Source organism: Bradyrhizobium sp. UFLA05-109 (genome assembly GCF_054185165.1).
This window is the reverse complement of record NZ_JBBIAR010000029.1, coordinates 57,074-83,045: the sequence shown is the minus strand read 5'-3', so window position 1 is coordinate 83,045 and position 25,972 is coordinate 57,074. Positions and strand designations below refer to the sequence as shown.

Annotated in this window: 24 protein-coding genes; 14 read left to right on the top strand and 10 right to left on the bottom strand. The window is 64.4% G+C overall.

All coding sequences use genetic code 11. The annotated features are described in order from the left end of the window. Nucleotides 1-157: 157 nt before the first annotated feature. The 7 genes from Q3C01_RS22015 to Q3C01_RS21985 are packed head-to-tail and all read left to right on the top strand — an operon-like array spanning nucleotide 158 to nucleotide 8,605. Entirely contained in the window at nucleotides 158-1,633 is a 1,476-nt protein-coding gene (locus tag Q3C01_RS22015; protein ID WP_458147396.1) for an FAD-binding oxidoreductase, read from the top strand. Between the two features lie 2 nt (nucleotides 1,634-1,635). Beyond that, complete coding sequence (locus tag Q3C01_RS22010) at nucleotides 1,636-2,721, top strand: ABC transporter substrate-binding protein (protein ID WP_458147395.1); 1,086 nt, start codon at nucleotides 1,636-1,638, stop codon at nucleotides 2,719-2,721. A 21-nt stretch (nucleotides 2,722-2,742) separates the two neighbouring features. Continuing rightward, nucleotides 2,743-3,837: an ABC transporter ATP-binding protein gene (locus tag Q3C01_RS22005; RefSeq protein WP_458147394.1), complete on the top strand. Its 1,095-nt coding sequence runs from the start codon at nucleotides 2,743-2,745 to the stop codon at nucleotides 3,835-3,837. A gap of 4 nt (nucleotides 3,838-3,841) precedes the next feature. Then, a complete protein-coding gene (locus Q3C01_RS22000; RefSeq protein ID WP_458147393.1) occupies nucleotides 3,842-5,650 on the top strand; it encodes an ABC transporter permease subunit in 1,809 nt (602 codons plus the stop codon). A gap of 31 nt (nucleotides 5,651-5,681) precedes the next feature. Beyond that, entirely contained in the window at nucleotides 5,682-6,587 is a 906-nt protein-coding gene (gene dapA / locus Q3C01_RS21995) for a 4-hydroxy-tetrahydrodipicolinate synthase (protein ID WP_458147392.1), read from the top strand. Nucleotides 6,588-6,602: 15 nt separating this feature from the next. Next, nucleotides 6,603-7,463 carry an IclR family transcriptional regulator gene (locus tag Q3C01_RS21990; protein ID WP_458147391.1) on the top strand — a complete coding sequence of 287 codons (861 nt, stop codon included), beginning with the start codon at nucleotides 6,603-6,605 and terminating at the stop codon, nucleotides 7,461-7,463. Continuing rightward, a complete protein-coding gene (locus Q3C01_RS21985; RefSeq protein WP_458147390.1) occupies nucleotides 7,463-8,605 on the top strand; it encodes an alpha-hydroxy acid oxidase in 1,143 nt (380 codons plus the stop codon). Before Q3C01_RS21990 ends, Q3C01_RS21985 begins: the two co-directional genes overlap by 1 nt. A 183-nt stretch (nucleotides 8,606-8,788) precedes the next feature. Here Q3C01_RS21985 and Q3C01_RS21980 read toward each other — a convergent pair whose 3' ends face one another. From Q3C01_RS21980 to Q3C01_RS21955, 6 genes are all read right to left on the bottom strand, one after another. Continuing rightward, nucleotides 8,789-9,892: an alkene reductase gene (locus Q3C01_RS21980; RefSeq protein WP_458147389.1), complete on the bottom strand. Its 1,104-nt coding sequence runs from the start codon at nucleotides 9,890-9,892 to the stop codon at nucleotides 8,789-8,791. Nucleotides 9,893-10,088: 196 nt separating this feature from the next. Continuing rightward, nucleotides 10,089-10,592 (bottom strand): DUF1993 domain-containing protein, encoded by a 504-nt coding sequence (locus tag Q3C01_RS21975; protein WP_458147388.1) that lies wholly within the window; start codon nucleotides 10,590-10,592, stop codon nucleotides 10,089-10,091. Nucleotides 10,593-10,698: 106 nt separating this feature from the next. Beyond that, nucleotides 10,699-11,997, bottom strand: a complete 1,299-nt coding sequence (locus Q3C01_RS21970) for a lytic murein transglycosylase (RefSeq protein WP_458147387.1) — start codon at nucleotides 11,995-11,997, stop codon at nucleotides 10,699-10,701. Nucleotides 11,998-12,090: 93 nt separating this feature from the next. Further along, complete coding sequence (locus tag Q3C01_RS21965) at nucleotides 12,091-12,654, bottom strand: hypothetical protein (protein ID WP_458147386.1); 564 nt, start codon at nucleotides 12,652-12,654, stop codon at nucleotides 12,091-12,093. Between the two features lie 168 nt (nucleotides 12,655-12,822). Further along, nucleotides 12,823-14,757 (bottom strand): glycosyltransferase, encoded by a 1,935-nt coding sequence (locus Q3C01_RS21960; protein WP_458147385.1) that lies wholly within the window; start codon nucleotides 14,755-14,757, stop codon nucleotides 12,823-12,825. Beyond that, nucleotides 14,754-16,025: an HlyD family secretion protein gene (locus Q3C01_RS21955; RefSeq protein ID WP_458147384.1), complete on the bottom strand. Its 1,272-nt coding sequence runs from the start codon at nucleotides 16,023-16,025 to the stop codon at nucleotides 14,754-14,756. The genes Q3C01_RS21960 and Q3C01_RS21955 overlap by 4 nt, the downstream gene beginning before the upstream one ends. Before the next feature lie 385 nt (nucleotides 16,026-16,410). Here Q3C01_RS21955 and htpX point away from each other — a divergent pair, with 385 nt between their 5' ends. From htpX to Q3C01_RS21940, 3 genes are all read left to right on the top strand, one after another. After that, the gene (gene htpX / locus Q3C01_RS21950) at nucleotides 16,411-17,346 is read left to right on the top strand and encodes a zinc metalloprotease HtpX (RefSeq protein ID WP_458147383.1); all 936 of its coding nucleotides are present in this window, start codon (nucleotides 16,411-16,413) and stop codon (nucleotides 17,344-17,346) included. Between the two features lie 255 nt (nucleotides 17,347-17,601). Further along, on the top strand, nucleotides 17,602-17,778 hold the full coding sequence (locus Q3C01_RS21945) for a hypothetical protein (RefSeq protein ID WP_458147382.1): 177 nt from the start codon (nucleotides 17,602-17,604) through the stop codon (nucleotides 17,776-17,778). Between the two features lie 135 nt (nucleotides 17,779-17,913). Next, a complete protein-coding gene (locus tag Q3C01_RS21940; RefSeq protein ID WP_458147381.1) occupies nucleotides 17,914-18,555 on the top strand; it encodes a tetratricopeptide repeat protein in 642 nt (213 codons plus the stop codon). Nucleotides 18,556-18,624: 69 nt separating this feature from the next. Here the strand turns inward: Q3C01_RS21940 and Q3C01_RS21935 are convergent, their stop codons facing one another. Together Q3C01_RS21935 and Q3C01_RS21930 are read right to left on the bottom strand one after the other, a co-directional pair. Continuing rightward, nucleotides 18,625-18,990: a hypothetical protein gene (locus tag Q3C01_RS21935; protein WP_458147380.1), complete on the bottom strand. Its 366-nt coding sequence runs from the start codon at nucleotides 18,988-18,990 to the stop codon at nucleotides 18,625-18,627. Between the two features lie 176 nt (nucleotides 18,991-19,166). Further along, the gene (locus Q3C01_RS21930; RefSeq protein WP_458147379.1) at nucleotides 19,167-19,979 is read right to left on the bottom strand and encodes a hypothetical protein; all 813 of its coding nucleotides are present in this window, start codon (nucleotides 19,977-19,979) and stop codon (nucleotides 19,167-19,169) included. Between the two features lie 229 nt (nucleotides 19,980-20,208). Between Q3C01_RS21930 and Q3C01_RS21925 the strand changes: the two genes are divergently transcribed. Next, nucleotides 20,209-20,502, top strand: coding sequence for an antibiotic biosynthesis monooxygenase (locus Q3C01_RS21925; protein ID WP_027522803.1), 294 nt, complete (start codon nucleotides 20,209-20,211; stop codon nucleotides 20,500-20,502). A 141-nt stretch (nucleotides 20,503-20,643) separates the two neighbouring features. Here Q3C01_RS21925 and Q3C01_RS21920 read toward each other — a convergent pair whose 3' ends face one another. Next, the gene (locus Q3C01_RS21920; protein ID WP_458147378.1) at nucleotides 20,644-22,089 is read right to left on the bottom strand and encodes a helix-turn-helix domain-containing protein; all 1,446 of its coding nucleotides are present in this window, start codon (nucleotides 22,087-22,089) and stop codon (nucleotides 20,644-20,646) included. A gap of 235 nt (nucleotides 22,090-22,324) precedes the next feature. On the opposite strand from Q3C01_RS21920, the gene Q3C01_RS21915 reads away from it, so the two are divergent. The 3 genes from Q3C01_RS21915 (at nucleotide 22,325) to Q3C01_RS21905 (ending at nucleotide 24,947) form a co-directional block, all read left to right on the top strand. Continuing rightward, nucleotides 22,325-23,962, top strand: coding sequence for an isocitrate lyase (locus Q3C01_RS21915; protein WP_458147377.1), 1,638 nt, complete (start codon nucleotides 22,325-22,327; stop codon nucleotides 23,960-23,962). Nucleotides 23,963-23,985: 23 nt separating this feature from the next. Next, nucleotides 23,986-24,198, top strand: coding sequence for a DUF4170 domain-containing protein (locus tag Q3C01_RS21910; RefSeq protein ID WP_283037129.1), 213 nt, complete (start codon nucleotides 23,986-23,988; stop codon nucleotides 24,196-24,198). Between the two features lie 194 nt (nucleotides 24,199-24,392). Further along, a complete protein-coding gene (locus Q3C01_RS21905) occupies nucleotides 24,393-24,947 on the top strand; it encodes a hypothetical protein (RefSeq protein ID WP_458147376.1) in 555 nt (184 codons plus the stop codon). A gap of 70 nt (nucleotides 24,948-25,017) precedes the next feature. Here Q3C01_RS21905 and Q3C01_RS21900 read toward each other — a convergent pair whose 3' ends face one another. Continuing rightward, complete coding sequence (locus Q3C01_RS21900; RefSeq protein ID WP_458147429.1) at nucleotides 25,018-25,902, bottom strand: metallophosphoesterase family protein; 885 nt, start codon at nucleotides 25,900-25,902, stop codon at nucleotides 25,018-25,020. Nucleotides 25,903-25,972 lie beyond the last annotated feature (70 nt).

The window sequence follows — 25,972 nt, the reverse complement described above, 5'->3', positions numbered from 1 at the left end:
CGGGACTTGGCGTCTGACCAAATCCCGGCGCCGACCCGCTTGACTCCGCTCGGCCTCAAATCCATGATCAGCATAATGCGATTGAAGTAATCGCATAGCAATTAACAATGAAGTGAGCGGTCGGGGCCACTGGCGGTCCCATCCGGGAGGCCGGTTGATGGCATTGATCGAGGCGTTCAAGCGCTTGCTGGGCGACACGGCCGTGCTCGTTCGCGAGGAGGATCTCGCGGGCCTCACCGAGGATTGGCGCGGCCGCTATCAGGCGCCCGCACTCTGCGCCGTTCTGCCGTCCACGACCGAGCAGGTTGCTTCCATCGTTCGCCTCTGCGTCGAGAGCGGCACCCCCGTGCTGCCGCAGGGCGGCAATACCAGCCTGTGCGGTGCCGCGACGCCGACCGGGCAGGGCAAGCCGCCGGTCATCATCGCGCTGACCCGCATGCGACGCATCAGGTCGATCGATCCCGTCAACAACACCATGGTGGTCGATGCCGGCTGCGTGCTGGCCACGATCCAGGAGACCGCGGCAGCCAAGGGGCGGCTCTATCCGGTGAGCCTCGGTGCCGAAGGCTCCTGCCAGATCGGCGGCAACATCGCCACCAATGCCGGCGGCACTGGCGTGCTGCGCTATGGCAATACGCGCGACAACGTGCTCGGTCTCGAGGTCGTGCTGCCGGATGGCACCATCTGGGATGGCCTCTACGCGCTGCGCAAGAACAACACCGGCTACGACCTCAAGCATCTCTTCATCGGCTCCGAAGGCACGCTCGGCATCATCACCGGCGCGGTGCTGAAGCTGCATCCGCTGCCGACCGCCGAAGCCGTCGCCTGGCTCGCCGTCGACAGCCCGCAGCAGGCGCTCGATGTGCTCGGCCTGTTCCAGGCTTCCTGCAATTCGCGGCTTTCCGCCTTCGAGCTGATGAACGCCAAACAGATCCGGCTCGTGCTCGAGCAGGTGCCGGGCCGCCGCTGCCCGGTCGCGCAAGTCGACAGCTGGCATGTTCTCGTCGAGCTGTCCGATACCGGCGATGCCGAGGCGCTCAACGCGAGCATGCAGGCCGTCCTCGAGCGCGCGCTGGAGGCCGGCTTGATCAGCGATGGTGTCGTCGCCGCGAGCGAAGCCCAGCGCAAGGCGATGTGGCTGGTGCGTCACAGCGTGTCGGAAGCCAACAAGAAGGCCGGCGTCGGGCTGACGTCGGACAGCGCCGTTCCGGTGTCGGCCGTTCCTGCCTTCATCGCGCAGGCCATGAGCGAGGTGCACGCCATCATTCCAGATCTGCCGTTCGTGATCGTCGGCCATATGGGTGATGGCAACATCCATCTCATTCCCTTCTTTGGCTTTGCCGAATGGGATGCCTTGCGGGACCGCGACGCTGTCGGGGAACGTATCCGTCATGCCGTCAACGACGTTGCGGCATCGCTCCGTGGCACCTTCAGCGCCGAGCACGGTGTCGGCCGCACCTTGATGGAGCAGATGACCCGCTACAAGCCTCCGATCGAACTCGCGCTGATGCGCGCCGTGAAGCAGGCTTTCGATCCCTTGGCTCTCTTCAATCCCGGCCAGGTCCTGCCGCCGCCATCTGCGCAGGCGCACGTTTCTTCGCCATCCATCGCAACATCGCATAGAGGGGACTGACCATGACGCATCTTCCGAAGATCATCACCTCCCGCCGTAGCCTGCTGCTGGGCGCAGGTGCCGGCGCCGTCGCACTGGCTGCTCCCGCGATCTGGTCGCCGTCCCGTGCCGCAGGAAAACGCATCGTGGTGCGCGACGACGGCGGCATCTACACCAAGGCCTATGGTGCGGTGTTCTACCGTCCGTTTACGGAAGCCACGGGCATCGAGGTGGTCGGGGTGCAGGCCAATGCCGAGCCGGTCGCACAGATCAAGACCATGGTCGATACCAAGAACTACACCTGGGACATGGCCAAGATCAGCTGGCCCGCGATCCTGCTGCTGACCACTGGCGGCAAGCAATATCTCGAAAAGCACGGCCTCGAATCCGAGCCCGTCATCAAGTCGATCCCTGCCGAATTCATGTCGCCCTATGGCGTCGGCACCAACGTCTACACGACCGTGCTGGCTTATCGAACGGACGCCTTCAAGGGCCGCAAGGCGCCGCAGTCCTGGGCCGATTTCTGGAACGTGGCGGAGTTTCCGGGGCGCCGCGCCGTGCGCAAGCATCCGTTCGACACGATCGAGGAGGCCTTGATGGGCGCCGGCGTGCCGACTGCGCAGGTCTATCCCTGCGATCTCGACAAGGCCTTTGTCTCGCTCGACAAGATCAAGTCGCAGGTCGCGGTGTGGTGGACCAGCGGCGCGCAGGTCGAGCAGATGCTGACCTCGGGCGAGATCGACCTGCTGCCGACCTGGGTGTCGCGTCCCCAGGCCGCGCAGGCGGCCGGCGCACCGGTCGAGATCGTCTGGAATCAGGGCATCTGGGGCGGCGACAACTGGTCGATCCTCGCCGGTACGCCGAATGCGGATGCCTGTCGCGAGTTCATCAAGTTCGCCTCCGATCCGAAACGCCAGGCAGCGCTTATGGAGTATTTCCCCGCCGGCCTCACGCAGCCGGAGGCCTTCAACTACGTCAAGCCGGAGCTCGCCAGGAACTGTCCGACCTATCCGGACAACATCAAGGCGGGCCTGAAGATCGATGCGAAGTTCTGGTACGACAACCAGGCCGCCGTCATCGAGCGCTTCAATAGCTGGATCCTGGCTTAAGCCTCGCGATTGGAGCAGGGCATGACATCGTCGAGCTTGCGCGTCAAAGGACTTACCAAGCGTTATGGTGACTTCGTCGCGCTGGCGCCGACCAGTCTCGACGTCGCGAAGGGTGAATTCCTCACGCTGCTCGGCCCTTCGGGGTCGGGCAAGACGACGCTGCTCAGCCTGATCGCGGGACTCGCGCATCCGGACGAAGGTCAGATCCTGGTCGACGATACCGATGTGACGCACAGTCCTGCCTTTGACCGGGACATCGGCGTCGTGTTCCAGAACTACGCGCTGTTTCCTCACATGACGGTGGAGGACAACATCGCGTTTCCGCTGAAAATGCGGAAGGTCGCCGCCGCCGACGCGCGCCGGCGCACCGCGGAGGCGCTGGAGACGGTGCGCCTGCCGCATGTCGCAAAACGCTATCCGCGCGAGCTCTCGGGCGGCCAGCAGCAGCGCATTGCGCTCGCGCGCTGCATCGTCTACCGGCCCGCGATCATCCTGATGGACGAGCCGCTCGGCGCGCTCGACAAGAAGCTGCGCGACCAGATGCAGCTCGAGATCAAGCGCATCCATCGCGAGCTCCGCACCACGATCATCTACGTCACTCACGACCAGGAGGAGGCGATGACCATGTCCGATCGCATCTGCCTGATGAATGCAGGCGCGATCGAGCAGCTCGGCACGCCGGAGGATCTCTACTTCCGCCCGCAATCGATCTTCGTCGCGGACTTTCTCGGCGAGTCCAACCTGCTCAGCGCAACGGTGCGGCAGGTCGATGCGCAGGGGCTCGACATCGTGCTGGCCGACCAGACGGCGGCCTCGCGCGCCGTCGGCAACGGCGCGAGCTTTACGGCCGGCGAGCCGGTCAAGCTGATGGTCCGCCCCCAGAACCTTCATGTCGCAGATGCGGCGAACGGCAAGCTCACCGGCAGGCTGGTCGACGTGATGATCAGCGGCAGCATGACGCGGCTCTACATCGCGCCCGAAAAGGCCGACATGCCGCAGCTCGTCGCGGCCTATCCTACGCGATCGAGCGCGGCGCCTTACGAGATCGGCCAACGCGTCTCGCTCGGCTGGAATTCCGCGGATGCCGTCGCGATTCGTGACGGCGTGGGACACTGACGCCATGGCATTGGCCAAAGCGCCCGCGATCGAGCCGGGCCAGCTCCGGACCACGACGCGCGCGCGTGCCCGGTCGCAGGCCTGGACCTGGGTTGCGATGGGGGGCCCGCTCGTCCTGCTGCTCGTCTTCTTCCTGGTCTACCCCGTCGGCCAGTTGCTGCTGCTCAGCATCTACAACGACAGCGGATTCACGCTTGCGCCGTACCGCCAGCTCCTCGCCTCATCCGTCTATATCGATGTCCTCCTCATCACGCTGAAGATCTCGCTGGTGACGACGCTGGTGTGCGTCGTTACCGGCTATCCGATCGCCTATCTGATTTCCGTCGTCGGCAAGGATCGGAAGGCGACGCTGCTGTTCTGGGTGCTGCTGTCGTTCTGGACGAGCTTCCTGGTGCGCGCCTTCGCCTGGATCGTGCTGCTCGGGCGCAACGGCGTCATCAACAAGCTCCTGCTGTCGCTCGGCATCATCTCGAGCCCGGCGAGCCTGCTCTATAATTTCGGCAGCGTCCTCGTCGGCATGGTGAACGCGTTGCTGCCGCTTGCCGTGCTGACCATGCTCTCGGTGATGGAGAACATCGACCGCAACCTGCCGCGCGCGGCGGCAACCCTCGGAGCGCGGCCGGGCATGGCGTTCTGGAAGATCTATTTTCCGCTCTCGCTGCCCGGCGTCGCCGCGGCCGGCATCATGGTGTTCGTCACAGCGATCGGCTTCTTTATCGTGCCGGCGCTGCTCGGCGGACGCCGCGAGACCATGATCACCCAATTGATCATCGACCAGGTCCAGCAGACGCTGAACTGGGGATTTGCCGGCGCGATCTCCGTGCTTCTCCTGATCGTCGTGCTCATCGTCTTTGCGGTCTACGACCGGCTGCTCGGCCTGTCGACGATGACGGGCGCGGCCGCGCCGCGCAGCGCGGCGCCCTCGCGCCTCGCCGCGCCTGTCCAGAGGATCGGCGACACCGTGCTGACGCTGCTCGGTGTGATCTCCGATCGCATCATTCTCGCGCTGCCGTCGCGCCGTCGCGACCGCAATCCGGACCGAGCGGGCCTCGGTTTGCAGGCGTTCGTCTGGACCATGCTCATCATCATCAGTGCGCCGACGCTCCTGATGATCCCGCTGTCGTTCGGCACCGGCGGCCTCAACTGGCCGCCGCAGGGATTTACGCTGCATTGGTATGAGACCGTGCTGCATTCGCCGGTGTGGACGCAGGCGTTCCTGCGCTCGCTGCTGGTCGGCCTGGGGACGGGTGGGCTCGCCATGCTGATCGGAACGCCGGCGGCGTTTCTGCTGGTGAGGAGCAATATCCCCGGCAAGGCCGCCTGGCTCGCCTTCATCCTGTCGCCGATCGTCGTGCCGCGCATGATCATCGCGGTCGGCATGTTCTACGTGTTCGCGAGCATGGGCCTCGTCGGCAGCGCCTTTGGTCTCATTCTCGGACATACCGTCGTCGCGGTGCCCTACGTCGTCATGACCATGATGGCCGTGCTGCGCAACTACGACACGCGGCTCGACCATGCCGCGCAAAGCCTTGGCGCGCGGCCCTTCTCGACGCTGCGCTACATCACCTTTCCGATTCTCGGCGCGGGCATGTTCTCCTCGTTCCTGTTCGCCTTCGCGACCTCGTTCGACGAGCTCACCATCGCGCTGTTCGCGACCGGCGGGCTCAACGCCACGCTGCCAAAGCAGTTCTGGGACGAGGTAACGCTTCAGGTCTCGCCCGTAATCGCCGCCGTCTCCACCTGCCTGTTCATGTTCATGGGGCTCTTGATCTTCGTCGCCGAACGCCTGCGTCGGCGCGCTGCCGCAAGGTAGTCATCCCGCGTTCTAACCAGAGGTTCTCGTCATGCTCACTGCCAATCGCCTTCGTGGCCTGCTCCCCGCCATTCCGACCCCGGTGAAGGCCGACGACACGATTGACGACCAAGCGGTCTCGGCGCTGTTTGCCTGGCTGCTCAAGCAGGGCATCGACGGCGTAGTGCCGCTCGGCGGTACCGGCGAATATGGCGCGCTGTCGCGCGCCGAGCGCATCCGGATGGCCGGCCTGTCGGTGAAGGCCATGGCGGGCAGGGGGCCGGTGATCGCCGGAGTCCTCGACACCGGTTTCCACGACGCTCTCCAGGCCGGCAAGGAATTCGCAGCCGAGGGCGTGGACGGCCTCCTGGTACTTACGCCATATTATACCAATCCGACTCAGACCGGAGTTCGCGACTATTTCCTGCGCTATGCCGATGCCTCGCCGGTGCCCGTCCTGATCTACGAGATTCCCTACCGCACCCGGATCGCGATCGAGCCCAGGATTTTGCATGAGCTCTCGAAGCATCCCAACATCATCGGCATGAAGGCCTGCAATCTCGACATGTATCATTTCCTTCAGGTCGTGGCCGGCGTCGACGACAGCTTTGCAGTGCTCAGCGGCGAGGACAGCCTGTTCCCGCTGCATCTGGCGGCCGGCGCGACGGGCGGCATCATCGTCACCGCCTGCCTGTTGCCGCGCGCCTGGCGACAGATTTACGAGATGGCGATTGCTGGTCGGACGGCGGAGGCACTGAGCCTGCACCGCCGTCTGATCCCGTTCATGAACATGGCGTTTGCCGAGACCAATCCGGGGCCGATGAAGGCGGTGATGGACATGGTCGGCGTTGACGCGCCGCGGATGCTGGCGCCGCTGGTACAGCCGGCGCCGGCGCTGGTCTCGGCCTTCCGCGCCGAGTTCGGCAAGCAATTGGCGATCTCGGAAGGGATTGCGTGAGGCAAGGGATGGCAGATGACGCGTAGTGGCGAGGGCGGCACGAAGAGGGTGCGCAAGGCCGGGAGCGCTGGGAAGAGTACCGGGAAGAGCGCCGAGCCGGCGCGCTCGTCGCTGTTCGTCGGCTCGACCGAGAAGGCCTTTCAGGTCCTTCACGTCTTCGACGGGCCACGACGCTTCATGACGCTGGCCGATATTGCGCGCGCGGCCAATCTCGACCGTAGCGCCACCCAGCGCCTGGTCTACACGCTGGAGACGCTCGGCTATCTCAAGCGCATCGAGGGCACGCGCAATTATGGCCTGACCTCGAAGGTGCTGCAGTTCTCTCACAGCTATCTCAAGGCCAACGAACTCATCGACAAGGCCTCGCCTTATCTGCTCGACATGAGCCGTAATCTCGGCGAGACCTGCAACCTGCACGAGCTCGACGGCCACGAGGTCGTGTTCGTGGCACGCTTTCCTGGCCGGCACCTCATCCATATCGATTTCGTGATCGGAAGCCGATTGCCGGCCTACTTCACGGCGTCCGGCATAGCCATCCTGTCGGCTCTTCCCGATGAGATGCGGCAGGATTTGTTGAAGCGTACGCAACTCGAGCCGCTGACGCCGTACACGATTACGGACCCAGACCAGCTTCTGGAGCAGGTGCGCGTCGCCACCACGCGCGGCTATTCGATCCAGATCAACCAAAGCGTCATGGGTGACATTTCCGTCGCGGCGCCGATCATCGACGAGCATGGCCGCGCGGTCGCCGCGGTCAACATCTCGGTACCGACCACGCGATGGACCAAGGAGCGCGCCGAGGCCGAACTCGTGCAGCATGTCCATGTCGCCGCGACCTCGATCTCGAAGTCGAAATTCAACCGCTACGCCGCCTGATGCGGATGCTGCTGAATACCGACGACTACCGCAGCCGTGCGCAAAAATTCCTGCCGCGCGGCCTGTTCGACTATATCGATCGCGGCACGGAGGATGAGGTCGCGTTGAGGCGCCTGCGCGCCTCGCTCGATGAGATCACGCTGACGCCATCGGTGCTGACCGGGCACGATGGGCGATCGTTCGACACGACGGTCCTGGGACAGCGCCTCGCAGTACCCCTCGTCGTGGCGCCGACCGCGCTCGCCGGTCTCGTTGCGCATGATGGTGAGACCAAACTGGCGCGCGCGGCCTCGCGCATAGGCATTCCCGTCTGCATCTCGACGCAGTCGGTGACGACGGTCGAAACCATCCGGCGCGGCGCACCCGACGCGACGCTGTGGTTTCAGCTCTATGTCTGGCGCGATCGGGCGCTGGCGGCAACGCTTCTGGAACGCGTCCGCGCCTGCAGCTGCGAGACTCTGGTCGTCACGGTCGATACGCCGGTTTCACCCAACCGCGAGTACAACAAGCGCAACGGCTTCGGCATTCCGTTCGTACCCAGCCTGCGCAGCACGATCGACGTCGCATTGCATCCGCGCTGGCTCGTCAGCGTTCTCGCGCGCTACGTCCTGAGCGAAGGCATGCCGACCTATGGACACTATCCGGACGAGTTCCGCACGGCGATCACCCGGCCGAGCATCGCGGAGGCCGTGCGCCTCGACCATCGCCTCAACTGGGACGACGTGCGATGGCTGCGCCAGATCTGGCCAGGCAAGCTGATCATCAAGGGCGTTCTGGCCGTCAAGGATGCGGAGACCGCGGCCGAGCTCGGCTGTGACGCCATCGTGGTTTCCGCGCATGGCGGACGCAATCTCGATTGCCTGCCTGCACCGGCGGAATGCATTGCGGCCATCGCGGATGCCGTGAAGGGACGGCTGACGGTGCTCGCCGACAGCGGCGTCCGTCGCGGCACGGACGTGCTGAAATATCTCGCGCTCGGCGCCGAGGCGGTCCTGCTCGGCCGCCTGCCGCTCTGGGGCCTCGCCGCCGGTGGCGAGGCTGGTGCGGAAGCGGTCTTGCGCATGGTCGTCGGCGAGATGGATACGGCGATGGCGTTTCTGGGTGCGGAGCGCGTCGCGGAGTTACGGGCGACGCTTCGATAAGACAAAGGCCGGAAGCGATCCCGGCCTTTTCTGTTGCGCACTGCGCTCCCCACTTTTCTCCGCCGTCATCGTCCGCGAAAGCGGACGATCCAGTACGCCGCGGCCTATCAGTTGAATTTCGCTGCTGGTGGCTACTGGATGCTCCGCCTTCGCGGGGCATGACGACGACACAGGAGAAGGAAACTACTCCGCCGCGTCGGCCGCCTCCAGCCTCGGATAATCCGTGTAGCCCTTGGCGCCGCCGCCGTAGAAGGTGTTCTTGTCCCACTCGTTGAGGACTGCGCCCTTCTTCAACCGCTCGACCAGGTCGGGGTTGGAGATGAACGGCTTGCCGAACGCGATGAGGTCGGCCGCGCCGGCATCGAGTACCTTCGTCGCCAGCTCGAAATCGTAGCCGTTGTTGGCGATGTAGGCGCCGGAGAAGCGCTTGCGCAGGTCCGCATAGTCGAACGGCGCGAAATCGCGCGGGCCACCGGTCGCGCCTTCGACGACATGCAGATAGACGAGCTTGAGGGCATTGAGCCCGTCGACGATATGGTTGAACAGCGCTTGCGGATTCGAATCGGTGATGTCGTTCGCCGGCGTCACCGGCGAGATGCGGATACCGGTGCGCTCTGCGCCCGCCTCGGCGGCGACGGCTTTCGAGACCTCCAGCATCAGCTTCGCGCGGTTCTCGATCGAGCCGCCGTAGGCATCGGTGCGCTTGTTGGCGCCGTCTTTCGCAAATTGATCGAGCAGATAGCCGTTGGCACCGTGGATCTCGACGCCGTCGAAGCCGGCTTCCAGCGCATTCTTCGTGGCGCGCTTGAAATCGTCGATGATATCAGGAATTTCCGCCAGCTCGAGCGCGCGCGGCTCGGAGACGTCGGCGAAGGTGCCGTTGACGAAGGTCTTGCCCTTTGCGCGGATCGCGGACGGGGCGACCGGCGCGCCGCCATTCGCCTGCAGCGCGGTGTGCGAGATGCGCCCGACATGCCAGAGCTGGATGAAGATGCGTCCGCCGCGCTCATGCACGCGATCGGTGACCTTGCGCCAGCCGGCGACCTGGTCTTTCGAGTAGATGCCGGGCGTGTCCTGATAGCCCTGGCCCTGCTGGGAGATCTGGCTTGCTTCGGTGACCAGGAGCCCGGCGGAGGCGCGCTGACCGTAATAGTCGGCCGCAAGCGGGCTCGGCACGAAAGTTCCGGGCGCTGCGCGATTGCGCGTCAGGGGCGCCATCACGAAGCGGTTGGCCAGCGAGATCGGGCCAAGCTTATAGGGCTCAAACAATTTGGTCGGACGGCTCATGGGAGGTTTTCCAGCAGTGACGGGTAGACGAAGAGTTGTGCATCGCCACACGCCGCGCAAGGGCGCAGTCATTCCGAAAGCGCAGGCGAGCTGCGCGAAGAGCCGGTGAGGGTGCTGAAAGAGGTCAGTTTTTCTTCAATTTCGTCCGCGGCAGCGGAGTTGATCTCCGTGCCGCGGAAAAAATGGATCACAAATCTCAGTTCATGCCGAGGAAATCGCGCTTGCCGATCTCGACACCGTTGTGACGCAAAATCCCGTGTGCGGTCGCGGCATGGAAATAGAAGTTCGGTAGCGAGACCGAGCTGAAAAATTGCTGCCCCTCGAGCGTCACGGTCCGGTCGGGGCCGGCCGGGAATGTGACCTCCCTGACATCGGCGCCGTCGAACTGCTCCGGCTTGAACGCCTTCACGAAGTCGATTGTCTTCGCCAGCCGCTGTTTCAATTCCGCGAACGTCGTCTCGGTATCCGGCATCGACGGCACCTCGGTGTGCGTGAGCCGTGCGCAGCCCTTGGCCGCGAAGTCGCTGACGAGCTGGATCTGCTTGCCGAACGGCAGCATGTCCGGGAAGAGCCGCGATCCGATCAGCACGCTGGGCTCGATCTTCTTGGCCGCGCAATGGGCCTCCGCCTTGGCGAGCAGGCCGGTGAGGCTGTTCAGCATCTGCAGATAGGCAGGGACGACGGCGTCATAAAAGGACATGTGATGCTCTTTTCTCGTTGGGATGTCAGGAGGTATCCTGATCCCAAGACATGGGAGCATCAAAGGAAAATACAATCGCCGAGGTGGCGTCTGCGGAATGAAAATTCTACCGCACCACGCCAGCCGGTTGCGCCTGCGCAGTGCCGCCGCGCATGCGTGCGAGCAGTTCCGCCGTCGGCCAGGAGTCTGCGGGCAGGCCATACTTGATCTGCATCGCCTTCACCGCACTGCGGCTCTGCTGGCCCAGCACGCCATCAACTTTGCCGACGTTGAAGCCAGCGCGCACCAGAAGCTGCTGCAATTCCTTCAGCTCGTTGAACGGCAGTTGCGCCACCGGCTGCGCCGGCCTGCGCATGGGAGCCGCGCCCGCGATGCGTGAGGCGAGGTACCCGGCTGTGGTGGAATAGATCAGCGAATTATTCCACTCGGTGTAGGCCGCGAAATTCGGATAGGCCATGAAGGCCGGCCCCGTCCGCCCCATCGGCAGCAGCACGGAGGCGGCGAGATTGTCGTTCGGCAGCGGCCGGCCGTCGGGATAGGTCACGCCCAGCTGCGCCCATTTCGCGCGCGGCTGCTGCACCGAGAGGTCGGTCTGCTCCCAGGGCAAATTTGCCGGCACCTTGATCTCTTCCAGCCACGGCTCGCCGCGCCGCCACTTCAACCCGTTGGCGATGTAGTTCGCGGTCGAGCCGATCACGTCCGGTCCGCTGCGGAGCAGATCGCGCCGGCCGTCGCCATCATAGTCGACGGCGTAGTTGACGTAATGCGTCGGCAGAAACTGCGTCTGCCCGAGCTCGCCGGCCCAAGAGCCGATCATCTCGCCAGGGCTGAGATCGCCGCGGTCGATCACCTTCAGTGCCGCGATGGTCTCGCCAACGAACATCTCCGAGCGGCGGCAGTCATAGGCCAGCGACACCAGCGATTTCAGCGTCGGCAGATTGCCCATGTTGGCGCCGAAATCGCTCTCCAGTCCCCAGAACGCGGCAATCACCGCCGGCGGCACGCCGTATTCCTTCTCGGCGCGCGCGAACGCCGCCGCGTATTGCCTGATGTGCTGCTGGCCGTTCTGCATGCGATAGGTCGCGGCCATTCGCCCGGCGAATTCGGTGAAGAGCTGGCCGAACACGCGCTGGCCGCGGTCGCGGTTGACGATGCCCTGGTCGTAGACGAGGTAGGGCGAGGCTTCCGCAATCGCGCGTTGCGACACGCCGGCGGCGATCGCCTGTTGCTTCACCTCAGTGAGAAATCGGTCGAAGCTCGCGCCATTGTGGCACGAGGCCGCACGCGGCGCGGTCGACCTCGGCGCGGCCTGCGGCTTTCCGGGCGGCGGCAGCAACTGGGCGGATGCGGTGGCAGAGAGTGCGAGCAGCGAGGCGGCCGCGATCACGAGTCGGGTCTGGAGCATGGGGTTCCGGAAGAGGGCAGGGCTGCGTGGAATCCTCCGAATTCTAGGCGAATTGCACGTCGCAAGCTATCCCCGAGGACGCTCAGCCCAACGCTAATCCCCTTCCGGAATCATCGCCTTCAGGAACGCGTCCGCCTCCTCGGCATATGCCGTCGGGAACGACACCTCCTGTCCGGGCGATCCCGCGATCCGGCTCGCCCCTTCGCTGATCTCGAACAGCACCGTGTAGTATCCAGGATTGAAGAGGAAATCATAGACGAGCAGGACGTCGGTGCCCGGCCGGTCCTTGAAACGATCGATCGCGCGCAGCAGCGGCAACCACGCGAGGAAATCCCGATAGTTGTGTGCGAACTGCATCAGGCCCAGGCGCCAGGTCTCGGTTGCTTCGTCATAGACCGAACGACCAATCGACAACTCGTCGCCGGCCTCGGCAGCGATCCGGGACTCGATCTTTTCGGCCACCGGCACCTTGTCGGTATCCTCGCCGATCTCGACGATGTCTTCCGGCGCGATCCCCGGACCATACATTTCGGCGTGGCTGATCCAGTCCATCCAGTCGGAGAAGTCGCGCGCATCACAGCTGATGCTGTCGAGATAGCGTTGGTACGCCTGTTTCGAAAGCCGCACCCGGAGATATAGCGAATCGAGCTCTGCCATGTACGGCTCCCAGCGTCATGGATTGGCGGCCGGACGCGACCTTCACTGAGCAACCCATGCCGTTGTCGGACGGCGCGTCGCTGGTATCGGTTCAATCGGAAGCGACGAGAATCCAGATGTGAGGACAATCGGCTGCGTCGCTGCGGCCCGCTGCCGGCGCGACGAGAGCTAGCTGAACAACCGCAACATCAGGGCTTTCCCGACTGGCAGCGCCCTGATGCCGCGGTAGGCGCGCACATATTCGCCGGCATAGAACGCCCGGACTGCGTGCACGCGCGTGTCCATGCCCTCTTCGAACCGCACGGCAAAGCCGTTGGTGGTCCGCCGCACCACGGTAGCCGCGATGGAACGGCCATAGATCTGGCATTCGATCGCGCTGCCGATCGCAGGTGGGTCGGGATCGATCAGCCGAGCGCCGGTGATCGAGATATCGGCAAGGCGGGCGAGGTGCGACTTGCCGACCTGGCGCACCAGGATGGCCTCGTTGCGGACGAAGCGTTCGGCCTTGCGCTTGCGCGGCTGCTCGATGCAGACGAAGCAGACGACGGTGAGGATGAACGCGTTGTAGAGGCTCCAGGCCAGCGCCAGCCCGCCATAGGCAATGCTCTCGCCGCGCAGGTGCAGGATGAAGGCATAGGCGATCGCCGCGAGCGTGATCAGAAGCGCGGTGCCGTAGAGCCGCAGTAGCGGCCATTCGACGAATTTCTTGTCGCGGTCGCCGCCTTTGGCCGTGACCTTGAACTTGTGCCCCTTGGGTCTCAGCAGGCCGGTGGTGACGGCCTTCAGCACAGCGGGCGCCGCGACGAGCTGTGACACGTCCGTCATCATGGCAAGCGAACGGCCGTGCGACAGCCACGCCATCGTCAGTCCGTGCCAGACATAGAACGGCAGGAAGAAGTGCAAGAGCTCGGCGAGGTCCGCCTGCACCGCCTTGATGCCGAACAGCAGGAACAGCCAGGGCACGACCAGCCCGAACATCTTGGCGAAGTAGACTGTCGTCCAGCTCATGAAAGCGTCGACCAGCGAGAGCCGGTCGATGAGCCCCAGCTTCGATGTCCGCGACAGCGGACTGCTGCGGCCGCGCGCGATCTGCATGAAACCGAGACACCAGCGGCCGCGCTGGGTGATGTATTCCTTGAGCCCCTCCGGCGCGAGCCCGATCGTCAGCCGCTCATTGAGATAGACGGTCTTGAGGCCGCGCTCCTTCAGGCGCAGGGTCACGAGATAATCCTCCGTCACCGAGTCCGTCGGGAAGCCGCCGATCTGCATCAGCCCGGAATAGCGGATCAGGGACGAGGTCCCGCAGCAGAACGCGACGCCCCAGGCATCCTTGGCCGGCATCAGGATGTCGAAGAAGAAGCGCTGCTCGTCGGGCCACACGTCCGACGCGGCGAGGTTGGTCTGGATCGGATCGGGATTGATGAAATGCTGCGGCGTCTGCACCACGCCGACGGATGCATCGTCCATCAAGCTGATGGTCCGCGCGAGAAAATCCGGACGCGGCACGAAGTCCGCATCGAGGACGGCGACGAAGTCCGGCCGTTCCGGCAGTCCGCCGACATACTTGAGCGCGTGGTTGATGTTGCCCGCCTTGGCATGTCGGTTGTCGGAGCGCGTGAGATAGTGGCAGCCAAGTTCGCTCGCGAGGTGCCGCAGCCACAGCCGGCGACCGTCATCGAGCACCCAGACGCGGTAATTGCCGTACTCCATTCCGGTGGCGCCGATGATCGTGCGCTCGAGGATCGATCGCTCCTCGTTGTAGGTGCAGATGAAGACGTCGATCAGCGGCGCCTTCGGATCGGTTGCGCGACTGTCGACCTCGGTGGTGCGTGTGGTGGTGCGGCTGAGGAACAAGAGCGACAATGCAACCGCGACCATCGAAGCCGCTTCCGCCAGCATGAAGGGAAAGCCGAAGAAAAAATCCACCGTCAGTCCCGGTGGAGGCAGCGTCTGGGTGACGCGCCAGTAGAAGTAGCGCAGTAGGAGGACGAACGACACGCCGGTCAAGAGCGAGCGGGCCAGCGTGTTGTCACGCCGGAGAAGCGGCACCATCGCCATGAAGGCGCCAAGCGCGAGAAAGCCTGGCGCCAGTGCCGCCATCATGGCGTGGTCTCGCGCCTGGCAAATACGACGCGCCCGGTTCGGCCGACCGTGCAGTCGTGGGCGGCGGTATCGGCCGGGGCCACCGTCACGCGATAGGGCTCCTTGTTCAGCGCGTCGGGATTGATGGCGAGATTGGCGGGCGCACCGGCCGAGCCGGTCAGATTGACGACGGTGCCGGAGATCGGCTCGCCGCCGTCACTCGGCTCGAAGGTGGCGTGGTCGCCGAGCAACAGCCGGTTATAGACGCTCTCGGTGACGTTGGCGGTGATGACGGCGCCGCTGCAATCGAGCACCTTGAGCAGCGGCTGGCCCGCCTGCACATCCTCGCCCGGCGAGGTCATCATCTCCCAGACGCGGCCTGCGACCGGCGTCTTGATGTTGGCCTCTGAGAGGTCGGTGAAGCGGATCTCCTCCGTGATGATCTCGTTCGCAACCCAGGCGATCTCTGTGTCGATACGCATCAGATCGGCTTCCAGGTCCTTGGCGCGCTGGCGCATCTCCTCTTCGCGCTGGACCGAGCTTGGCCGGTCGTTATAGCTGTCGCCGAGGAACGAGCCGCTTTGCGCCGCGGTCAGCTCGACCTTGGCCGCGTCCAGCCGCTTGCGCGCACCGAGCTCGGTCTGCTGCGCCACCGAAAGCTCGCGCGTCAGCCGCGCGAGCTCGACGGTGGAGATGTTGCCGGATTTCGACAGCGATGAGGCGCGATCCACCGCTGCGCTCGCTTCCTCGCGTCGCGCCGCTGCGGCCTCGATCGAGGTCTGGATCTCTGCGATGCGTGCCTCGAGCTGCAGGACGCGTCCATTCTTGAACTGCTCGGCCTGCCGCGCGAGGTCCTGCTGTGCCGCCTGTGCCGTCGCCAGCTTGGCCGCGAGAGATGGCCGCTCGTTTTCCAGCCGCGATTTCTGCCGCCGGAGGTCATCCAGTCGCGTTCGATCGCTGCGCGGGTTGATCACCCGCAGCACGAGCGCGCCGGCATCAAGCCGTGCCCGATCCTTGATGGGATCGGAGGCTGCGACGATACGCCCACCGATCGGCGCACGCAGCGTGACGAGGCGGGAGTTCAGCACGGCTTCGACGCTGGAATTTTGCAGCATGGCGCGCAGTGGTAGCCAGCCGAACACGGCAATCACGGCAAGGCCTGCTGCGATCTTCAAGCCCCGCCACAAATAAGGCCAGCGCGACGCCGGTTCCGCGGCCTCCATCCGCGCTGCAGGTTCCTGCAGATGTTCCTCGTCGGCAAACAGGCGTTCCTGCAGCGCGTGCTGCAAGGCCCTGGCATCCGAGCTTCTGGCTTCGGGGGCACTTTCTGCCTCGCGCGCGGGGGACGGAGATGTATTGCCGGCGGAAATCGCTCGAGATCGGTCCATCATGGGCAGTCACCTTGCTGACTGGAGGCAATGGAACCGAGTAATGCCCAGGCAGGCCTGGGGTGCCCGGTTGCCCTCGATTAAGCGGCGGCTGCCTTTCCAACGGGTAAACTTCGGCGTGGGGCTTGGTGCAAATGCGCCGTAAGGTTTACGAGTGCCGAATTTGCCCTCGCCCGCACCCGCCGCGGCTCTCCGACGCGGCGGGTGATCTTGCGGCGCGACCGCGTCGCCATACTTTGATTGCGCCGGCTGAAGGCTTGCCCACGGCCGGCTCACGGAGGCGGCCATGAACTATCTTCGCACGGCAATTCTCCTCGCAGGCCTCACCGCCCTGTTCATGGGCGTCGGCTATCTCATCGGCGGTGCCGCAGGTGCTATGATCGCGCTGGTGGTTGCGGCGGCCACCAATCTCTTTGCCTACTGGAACTCCGACCGCATGGTGCTCTCGATGTACGGCGCCCATGAGGTCGACCGCGCCAGCGCGCCGGAACTGGTCGGCCTCGTCGCCGAGCTTGCGGGCCGTGCCGGGCTACCGATGCCCCGCGTGTTCGTGATGGACGAGGCCCAGCCCAACGCGTTCGCCACGGGTCGCAATCCGCAGAATGCCGCGGTTGCCGTCACCGCCGGCTTGATGCATCAGCTCAGCCGCGAGGAGCTCGCCGGCGTGATCGCGCATGAGCTTGCGCACGTCAAAAACCACGACACGTTGCTCATGACCATCACCGCGACGATTGCCGGCGCGATCTCGATGCTGGCGCAATTCGGCATGTTCTTCGGCGGCCATCGCAACAGCAATTCCGGTCCCGGCATCGTCGGCTCGATCCTGATGATGATCCTGGCGCCGCTCGCTGCAATGCTGGTCCAGATGGCGATCAGCCGCACCCGGGAATATGCCGCCGACGACCTCGGCGGACGCATCGTCGGCCAGCCGATGTGGCTCGCATCCGCGCTGGTCAAGATCGAGAATGCCGCGCATCAGGTGCCTAACTTCGACGCGGAGCGCAATCCCGCGACGGCGCACATGTTCATCATCAACCCGCTGTCGGGGCACGGCGTCGACAGTCTCTTCGCAACCCATCCCTCGACGCAGAACCGCATCGACGCGCTGCAGCAGCTCGCGGCCGAGCTCGGCGCGAACGGGGCCCCGTCGCTCGGTGCCAACGAAAACTACCCGCCGCAAAGTCCATGGGGCCGCTCGTCCTCGCGCGGACCGTGGGGATGAGACGTGCAGAAGCCGCAGGAAACGTACTTGCGGCTTCGCAATTGAAACGGAAATTTCTGGGGCAACGTCGCAGTGTTCACGCCATTCGCGTCAGCGTCAGGATGCGATTTGCGCCTATAGTTGTCCAAAAGGACTCTTGCGCTTCGTCTCGCATTGATTCACACAAGTGCGAGTCGCCTTTTTCGGCGAGTCGCAGGCCGGACCGACGGCTTGGCGAGTTTGAGAATTGTTTAAACAGAATTGCCGGAGGTGCACATGTTGCACGTGAACCGGGCCGTGCGGGACGGGACAGCGTCGCACGAGAGCTTTCTGGTCAATGCGGAAGGCGCGCTCCTTCTGACGTCCTTCGCGCTTGCCGCAATCGGCTGGTGCTGTCTGCTGGCAATGTGGCTGACGAGAGCGCTGTCCTGGGCGTCCGACTGGGCGACCTGAAGGCCGGCGCAGCCGGGATTGTGGCCGGCTTTGTGAGCTGGCGCACACAAGATCGTCCCCGCCGGTGCTAATCCGGTCAGACCTCAAGCGTCTGAAAGGGGATGCGTGGCCGGCCTGTGCCGGCGACGGCCGGCGATGACCAGATTAACTGCGCCATTGTTGATCGTGTCGGGCATTCTCGTTGGATTGTCGTTGCACACCGTCGTCAATTGCGGCGATGCCAACGAGCCCGACGTCTGCTCGGCCGTGATCGGCTTCAGCCCGTTCCGCGGCTCGCTGATCGCATTCGCCTATGAGGGGCGCGGCCGCATCGCGCTGCGGCACGGTGACGCCAAACGGGCGATCGCGGATTTCGACCAGGCCATTCATCTCAATCCGAACCGTGCCGCCGCCTTCCGCGACCGCGGCCAGGCTCACCGGCAGAACGGCGAGTTCGACCTCGCAATTGCCGACTACGACCAGGCGATCGCGCTCGATCCGAGGCTCGCCGCGTCCTATTCCGAGCGGGGGGTCGTGCTTGCGGCCAGGGGCGATCTCCAGCGCGCCATTTTGAGCTACAGCACCGCCATCCGCCTCGCGCCCCACGATGCGGACGCGCGCGTCAATCGCGGCCTTGCGTTGCTTGCGAGCGGGCGAGCGGAGGAAGCCCGGGCCGATTTCGAAGCCGTCCTCGCGCTGCCGGAGCGTCCAGACGGCGCCGCCCATCAGCTTGCCCGCGCCAAGCTCGGCGAGCTGGGCGAACCAAGGCCGACCAACATCTCCGCCCCGCTGCGGTGAGATCCTTGTGCCGCATCGACGGCGCTCCCTTTCCCTTGCAGGAGAGAAGTGGAGGCAGCGTTGCGCGCCTTATGCTTTCTTTTTCTTCTTCGTGGGCTTGGTCTTGGCGGCCGGCTTCTCCTTCGCCGGCTTCTTCTCCGCCGCCTGCTTCGTCTCGGCCATCTGCGCTGCGGCGGCGCTGGCTGCGAGGCGCATCGACCTTGCATAGCTGTCGGCGACGTTGTCGGCGGACATCTGGAGGCGCTTGGCGGCAGTTGTGGCCTGCTCCATGGTGTTCTTCGCGATCAGCTTGTAGCGCTCGCGGGCATCCTTGCCCTTGGCCTTGGCCGCGAGGGCGTTGAAGCGATCCCGCCGCTCCTTGGCGCGGCCCATCAGGCTCGAATGCAGTTGTCTGGCCAGTTGCCGGATCACAACATCCAGGTCGGCGTCCGCCATGTTCTTCTATCCTCTTCGAAACAGTCACCAAATTGATGCGCGGGACTATGCAGATCGGGCCCCGCCTTGGCAATTCCCGGCTGTGCGCCATCCGCATCTTCCGGTTTACAAAACAAAAAAGGCCGCGCTCATCGCGCGGCCTTGGCGTGGTTTGGCGCAGGAGCGCTATTTCTGCCTCACTTCAGCGAGGCAACCGGTCCGCTTGAAGCAGCCTGCGGGTCGGGGTCGAAGCCGAAGACGCCGACCAGATATTTGTAGTAGTCGGGCATCTTCTCCTTGAGCGCTTCGCGAGTTTTGGGATCCTGGAAATCGCTCTTTCCGGCCAGGAAGATGCTGGCGGTCACGGCAAAGAATTCCATGTGATTCTTCATCGCATAGGCTTCCTTGGGCAGCAGATCCTTGGACTTGGCATAGGCGTAATAGCTGATCACGCCCTTGTTGGCGTAGCCGTCCGGCAGCAGCCGCGCGTGATAGGCGTGCAATAGCTCGTGGAGCAGCACGGCCTCCTTCTCGTAGCGCATCATGTCGGGCCGCAGCATGATCACGCCAAGTCCCGAATCGACTGCGAGGTCGACGGCATTTGGATTGGTCCATCGCTGCTTGTCATGGTCCCAAACCGTCAGCGTGCGCGGGACGTGGCGCTCCACGTTCGGGGTGACCCGGCCGTAACACGCAGTTGCGGCGCCTTCGTCGAGGCAGGCCAGTTCGCTCGCGATGATCGGGACGGTGTGGAAGAAGCGCAGCACGCGCGGGGAGAGGCCGACACCTTCGACGACGTCGATCTGGCGCTTCAGATTGTCGGTGAGCTTGTCGACGTCCTTGCGGTCGGAGTTCTCCGACAAGTCGAACATGTAACCGCGGTAGCTCTGGAAGTTGGGTGGCAACGCCTGCGCTGCGTCCGCGGACGCAGCCTCGAGCGGCCCGGCATTGGACGGATTGGCGAAGAGCGCGCCGACAATGGTCGCGGTCAGCAGCAACGCGATGCGCATGATGAACCCCCTGATGTCACTTCACGCGCCAGAATAGGCCATCGTTGTTTGCGAAAAGTGATTGGGGTGAGACTAAGGCGCCGATGTTGAGGCGTACTTAATCTTTCGTTGCAGACCGCGCCGATCGGGTTAGTCCCGGGTTAACCAAGGTGTAGATCGGCCCCACGCTTCGGCGTAACATCGCCGTAGGGCACCAGGCCCTGCATCAGCGAGCCGGAAGGAGGATTCCATGTATGCCGCCATCCGTCAGGCCAAGGCGAAAAGCGGGAGCGCGGAGGAGCTGGCGCGCCGGATCAAGGAAGGCGCCGTTCCGATCATCAGCGATGTCGACGGCTTCCGCGCCTATTACGTGGTCTATGCCGGCGACGACACGGTGACCGCGATCTCCATCTTCGACAAGTTCGAGCAGGCCGAGGAGGCGAACCGGCGCGCGATCGCCTGGATCGAAAAGGACCTGGGCCCGCTGCTCGCGGGCCATGCCAGTGCCGCCGCAGGCCCGGTGATCGTGCATACGCTGGCGTAGGAGTTGGGCGGTTCGCCCGCGCCACATCCTCCGTCGTCATGCCCGGGCTTGTCCCGGGCATCCACGTCTCTCCTCATCCGCCGCTGCGCGTGGATGGCCGGGACAAGCCCGGCCATGACGGCGGTGCGTATGGCGCCGCCCTCACAATTCTCGCGCGTTGCTAAACGCGAACGAACTGACCCGCCGCGTCGTCTCGTCCAGGATCAGCGTGCGCGTGATCGGCGGCTCGGCGCGCTGGGCGCAGTTTTCGCGCTCGCAGAGGCGGCAGTTGACCCCGATCGGCGTGCCCTCGGCCTTCTCGAGATCCATGCCGGCGGCGTAAACGAGCCGCGAGGCGTGGCGGATCTCGCAGCCCAGGCCAATCGCGAAGCGCGGCTGCGGCAGAGGGTGGGGTGCAACGGGCCGGCGCACCATCTGCGCGATCGAGAAGTAGCGCGTGCCGTCCGGCAGCTCGATGACCTGCTTCAGCAGCCGGTCCGGCGTGTCGAAGGTCGAATGCACGTTCCACAGGGGGCACGTGCCGCCGAACTTCGAGAACGGGAAGGTGCCGGAGGAAAAGCGCTTGGAGACGTTGCCGGCATTGTCGACACGCAAGAGGAAGAACGGAATGCCGCGCGCGTTCGGCCGCTGCAACGTCGTCAGGCGATGGCAGACCTGCTCGAAGCCGGAATTGAAGCGCTGCGCCAGCACGTGGATGTCGTAGTTCAGCGCATCGGCCGCCGCCAGGAACGGCTGGTAGGGCATCATCACGGCGGCGGCGAAATAATTGCCGAGCGTGATGCGGAACAGGCGCCGCGGCGCATCGTCCAGCGGCCCGGCGCGGCCGATGATGGTTTCGAGATGCTGGGCGCATTCGCCGAGCCCAAGCTGGAAGGCGAGCTGGAATGCGCGGCCGGGCGGATCGACGAGCTCGGAGATCAGGAGCTGGCGACGATGGCGGTCGAAGCGCCGCAAGGTCTCGCGCATCACGTCGACCGGCATGATGCGGGTCTGAACCGAATGCTTTTCGCGCAAGCGCGTCACGAGGGCGGCGTAAAGCCCTTCGGCCGGGACGTTCAATTCGTCGCGCAGGGCTTCGGCGGCCTGCTCGAGCTCAGGGAAATAATTGCGGTTGGCCTCGATCAGCTCGCGCACGCGCTCGACCGGATTGGCCTCAAAGCGCGTGCCGACGTCGCGATCGGCCATCTGCGCCGCGGCCAGCGTCTCGCCCTGGCGCGCCTCGGTATAGGCGGCGTAGAGCCGTTGCAGCGCATGGGTAACGCCCGGGCAGAGCTCGGCGAGGTCGCGCAGCTCCTGCTTGGGAACGTCGATCTGGCGGAACAGCGGATCGGAAAAGATCTCGTTCAGCTCGGCGAAGAAGCGGTCCTCGTCGGCTGTCGCGAGGTCGCGCAGGTCGAGGTCGTAGGTCTCGGCCAGCCGTAGCAGGATCTGGGCGGTCACCGGGCGCTGGTTGCGCTCGATCAGGTTGATGTAGCTCGGCGAGATCCCGAGCCCCTCGGCGATCTGAGTCTGTGACAGTCCCAATTGCTGCCGGATCCGCCGGAAGCGCGGGCCGACAAAGAGCTTTTTCCCGGCATCGGCGGGCATTGCAGGTCTCCGCAGCGGTTAAGGACAGGTTCCTTGACCTATGACTTTTACAATTTTTACAAAATAACATCTGTTACATGTTCTTATGTTACATGACATCACCAATAAAAAACAAGGCATCTATACGAAGTTTCCTTTTTCGCGTTTAGCTCTTGCCACGCATTTCGCAATGCACTGTCAAGAATGTCGATAAATCAACCGCTGCAGATTTGTCGCCACCGAAGGGATCACGACTATGAATTTCCAACCGCGTGAGATCAGCGACCGGGCGATCCAGGGACCGGCTTCCTATCAGAGCGAGATTGAGGCGGCCGAAGCGCTCCTCAAGACCAAGGAGACCTGGAACGGCGTGACCGCCGAAGCCGTGGCGCGCATGCGCCTGCAGAACCGCTTCAGGACCGGCCTGGACGTCGCCCGCTACACTGCGGCGCTGATGCGCGCCGACATGGCGGCCTATGATGCTGACAGCACCAAGTACACCCAGTCGCTTGGCTGCTGGCATGGCTTCATCGCCCAGCAGAAGCTGATCTCGGTCAAGAAGCACTTCGGCAACACCGATCGTCGCTATCTCTATCTCTCCGGCTGGATGATCGCGGCGCTGCGCTCCGAGTTCGGGCCGCTGCCGGACCAGTCGATGCACGAGAAGACCTCGGTGCCCGCCCTGATCGAGGAGCTCTACACCTTCCTGCGTCAGGCCGACTCCCGCGAGCTCAACGACATCTTCCGCAGCCTCGACAAGGCTCGCAAGGAAGGCGACAAGACCAGGGAGAAGGAGCTGATCGCGAAGATTGACAACTTCCAGACCCACGTCGTGCCCGTCATCGCCGACATCGACGCCGGCTTCGGCAATGCCGAGGCGACCTATCTGCTTGCCAAGAAGATGATCGAAGCGGGCGCCTGCGCGCTCCAGATCGAGAACCAGGTCTCGGACGAGAAGCAGTGCGGTCACCAGGACGGCAAGGTCACCGTGCCGCACGAAGTCTTCCTGGCGAAGATTCGCGCCTGCCGCCACGCCTTCCTCGAGCTCGGCGTCGAAGACGGCATCATCGTGACCCGCACCGACTCGCTCGGCGCCGGCCTGACGCAGCAGATCGCCGTCAGCCACAAGCCCGGCGACATCGGCGACCAGTACAACAGCTTCCTGGATTGCGAGGAAGTGACGGCGGCGAACGCCCGCAACGGCGACGTCATCATCAACCAGAACGGCAAGATGATGCGTCCGAAGCGGCTGCCCAGCAATCTCTACCAGTTCCGTCCCGGCACCGGTGCAGATCGCTGCGTGCTCGACTGCATCACCTCGCTGCAGAACGGTGCCGACCTGTTGTGGATCGAGACCGAGAAGCCGCATATCGAGCAGATCGCCAGCATGGTGGACCGGATCCGCAAGGTGGTTCCGAACGCGAAGCTGGCCTACAACAACTCGCCGTCGTTCAACTGGACGCTCAACTTCCGTTGGCAGGTCTATGACGCGATGAAGGAAGCCGGCAAGGACGTCAGCAAGTACAACCGTGCGGAGCTGATGAAGGCGGAGTACGACGACACGCCGCTGGCGAAGGAAGCCGACGAGCGGATCCGCACCTTCCAGGCGGATTCGGCCAAGCGCGCCGGCATCTTCCACCACCTGATCACGTTGCCGACCTATCACACGGCGGCGCTCTCGACCGACAATCTCGCACGCGAGTACTTCGGCGAGCAGGGCATGCTCGGCTATGTGAAGAACGTCCAGCGCGCCGAAATCCGCCAGGGTATCGCCTGCGTGAAGCATCAGAACATGGCGGGCTCCGACATCGGCGACGATCACAAGGAGTACTTCGCCGGCGAGGCTGCCCTGAAGGCGGGTGGCGCCCACAACACGATGAACCAGTTCGGCTAACGGTGGAATTGAGGAGACTGACAATGACCAAAGGCAGCAATTTCTGGGTGATCGGCGGCGAGTTCGGCTCGATGAACTTCCACAAGCTCGTGGAAGGCTCGGCCCAGGTCAAAGGCCCCTTCAAGTCCCGCAAGGAGGCCGAGGACTGCTGGCGCGAAGTGTCGGAAGAGAACCGCCACAAGGCCGGCGTTCGTTTCTCCATCGTCGAAGAGCCGCACCGCGCTCCGGCAGCCTAAAGGCGTTGCTGCCGGCCCAATAGAAGAAGACGTCCAAGGACGGACGGTCCCATCCGGGCTCTACCCCGGGTGGGATCGTCTGTTTTTGGGACAGGGAAAACTCTGCTCCGGGCTCGTAAGTGTCTGGAATTGTACGGCCTTTGCGGCGATCATGGTTGCTGATAGGTTAACGGACCTCGTCCAGGAGCCGAACCATGTCTGAGCCCGAGATCGCCGGGACCAATGTCCCTCAACCGCGCACCGTGCGGCTGCGCGATGCGCTGCTCCGGGCGCGGATCGAGGCCGCCGACCGGACCGGCGTCGTGGTCGACCTGCGCGACGCCGAGGTTGCGCGTCTGGAGATCCTCAACGACGCGCTCGATCCCCTGTTCTCGCAGGTCCCGGAGCAGATCGACCTGTTCGACCGCGGCATCAGCCAGGGCGATACGCCGCGGCTGTGGATCGACGTCGTCGCCCAGATCATGATGGGACGCGACAAGCGGATGTACCGCTTCGTCCAGGATACCCGCTTCGGCCGGATCGTGCTCGCCGAGTCGCACGACACGGCTGACATCGTCGATGCGGTGACGGACTACGTCGCCCGCCGCATGATCGAGCGTGAGCGCGCGATGGTGGTGCCGCCCGACCCCAAGGCGGCGGAGCCGGAGAAGCCGCCTCGCTCACGCATCTGGCCGTTCGTTTTCGGCTTCATCCTCGGCGCCGCGGCCCTGTTCGGCGTCGCGCTGTACGCGAGCCTGCAAAGTTGGTGAAGGCGCGCGCGAATCCTTCCCATCGTCATTCCGGGCTCGTGCTTCGCACGCCCCGGAATGACAGTGTCCATCATACCAGCCGCACGTGCTTGATCTGCCGAACCTGCAATCCATGATCCAGGCTGCGCACGGTCTGCTCGCAGCGCCAGCCGGCGTTGTCCTTTTCGATGGCAAACAGATTATACGCCGCCGCCGGGTAGCGCCCATGCGCCAGCGCCGAGGCCGACGGCACGCCGACCGCGGGCACGTTGCCGTTGGGGCCTTCGAACCACATCGTCGAATGCACGTGGTCGTGGCCGTGCAGGATCAGCTCGACGCCGTGCTGCCTGATCAGCGCGAGCAACGCATCCGAATCGGTCAGCCGCTTGTGGCGCGACTTCGACCTGAGTGGATGATGAACCAGGAGAATGCGAAACACGTCCTCGTGCGAAAGCCGCGCCAGCACCTCTGCGAGCGCTGCGAGCTGGTCGCGGCCGAGCGTGCCCGTCGCCATCAAGGGCGCTGTCGGCACCGCCGTCGACAGGCTGATCAGCGCCGCCGGTCCGCGCCGGCGCACGGCGGGAAAGAAGCTTGCCGCAGGCTCGTCGCCGGCAATGTAGTCCAGGAAGGTTTCGCCAAAAAGCTGGCGTGTCGCACTGACATAGGCGTCGTGATTGCCTGGGATCGTGGTGACGCGATCCGGCGGACCGACGCCTTCGAGCCAGGCCAGCGCTGGCGCGAACTCCGCCTTCAGCGCCAGGTTGACGAGGTCTCCGGTCACCGCGATGTGGTCGGGGCCTTGCGCTTTCATGTCCGTGACCAGCGCGTCGAGCACCTCGCGGCGCTGGTATTTGTGGCGGTTGCGCGCCCAGTTTGCGTAGCCGAGCGCACGCTTGCCAGCAAGCTCGATCAGCCTGGGCCGCGGCAGCGGCGCTAGATGCGGGTCGGACAGATGCGCGAGTGTGAACGGTGCCATCAGATGCGCGATTGCCTCGCTATTCCCGTGCTGTAATGGCAAGGTCTGCCGTGCGACGCAAGGAACTTCA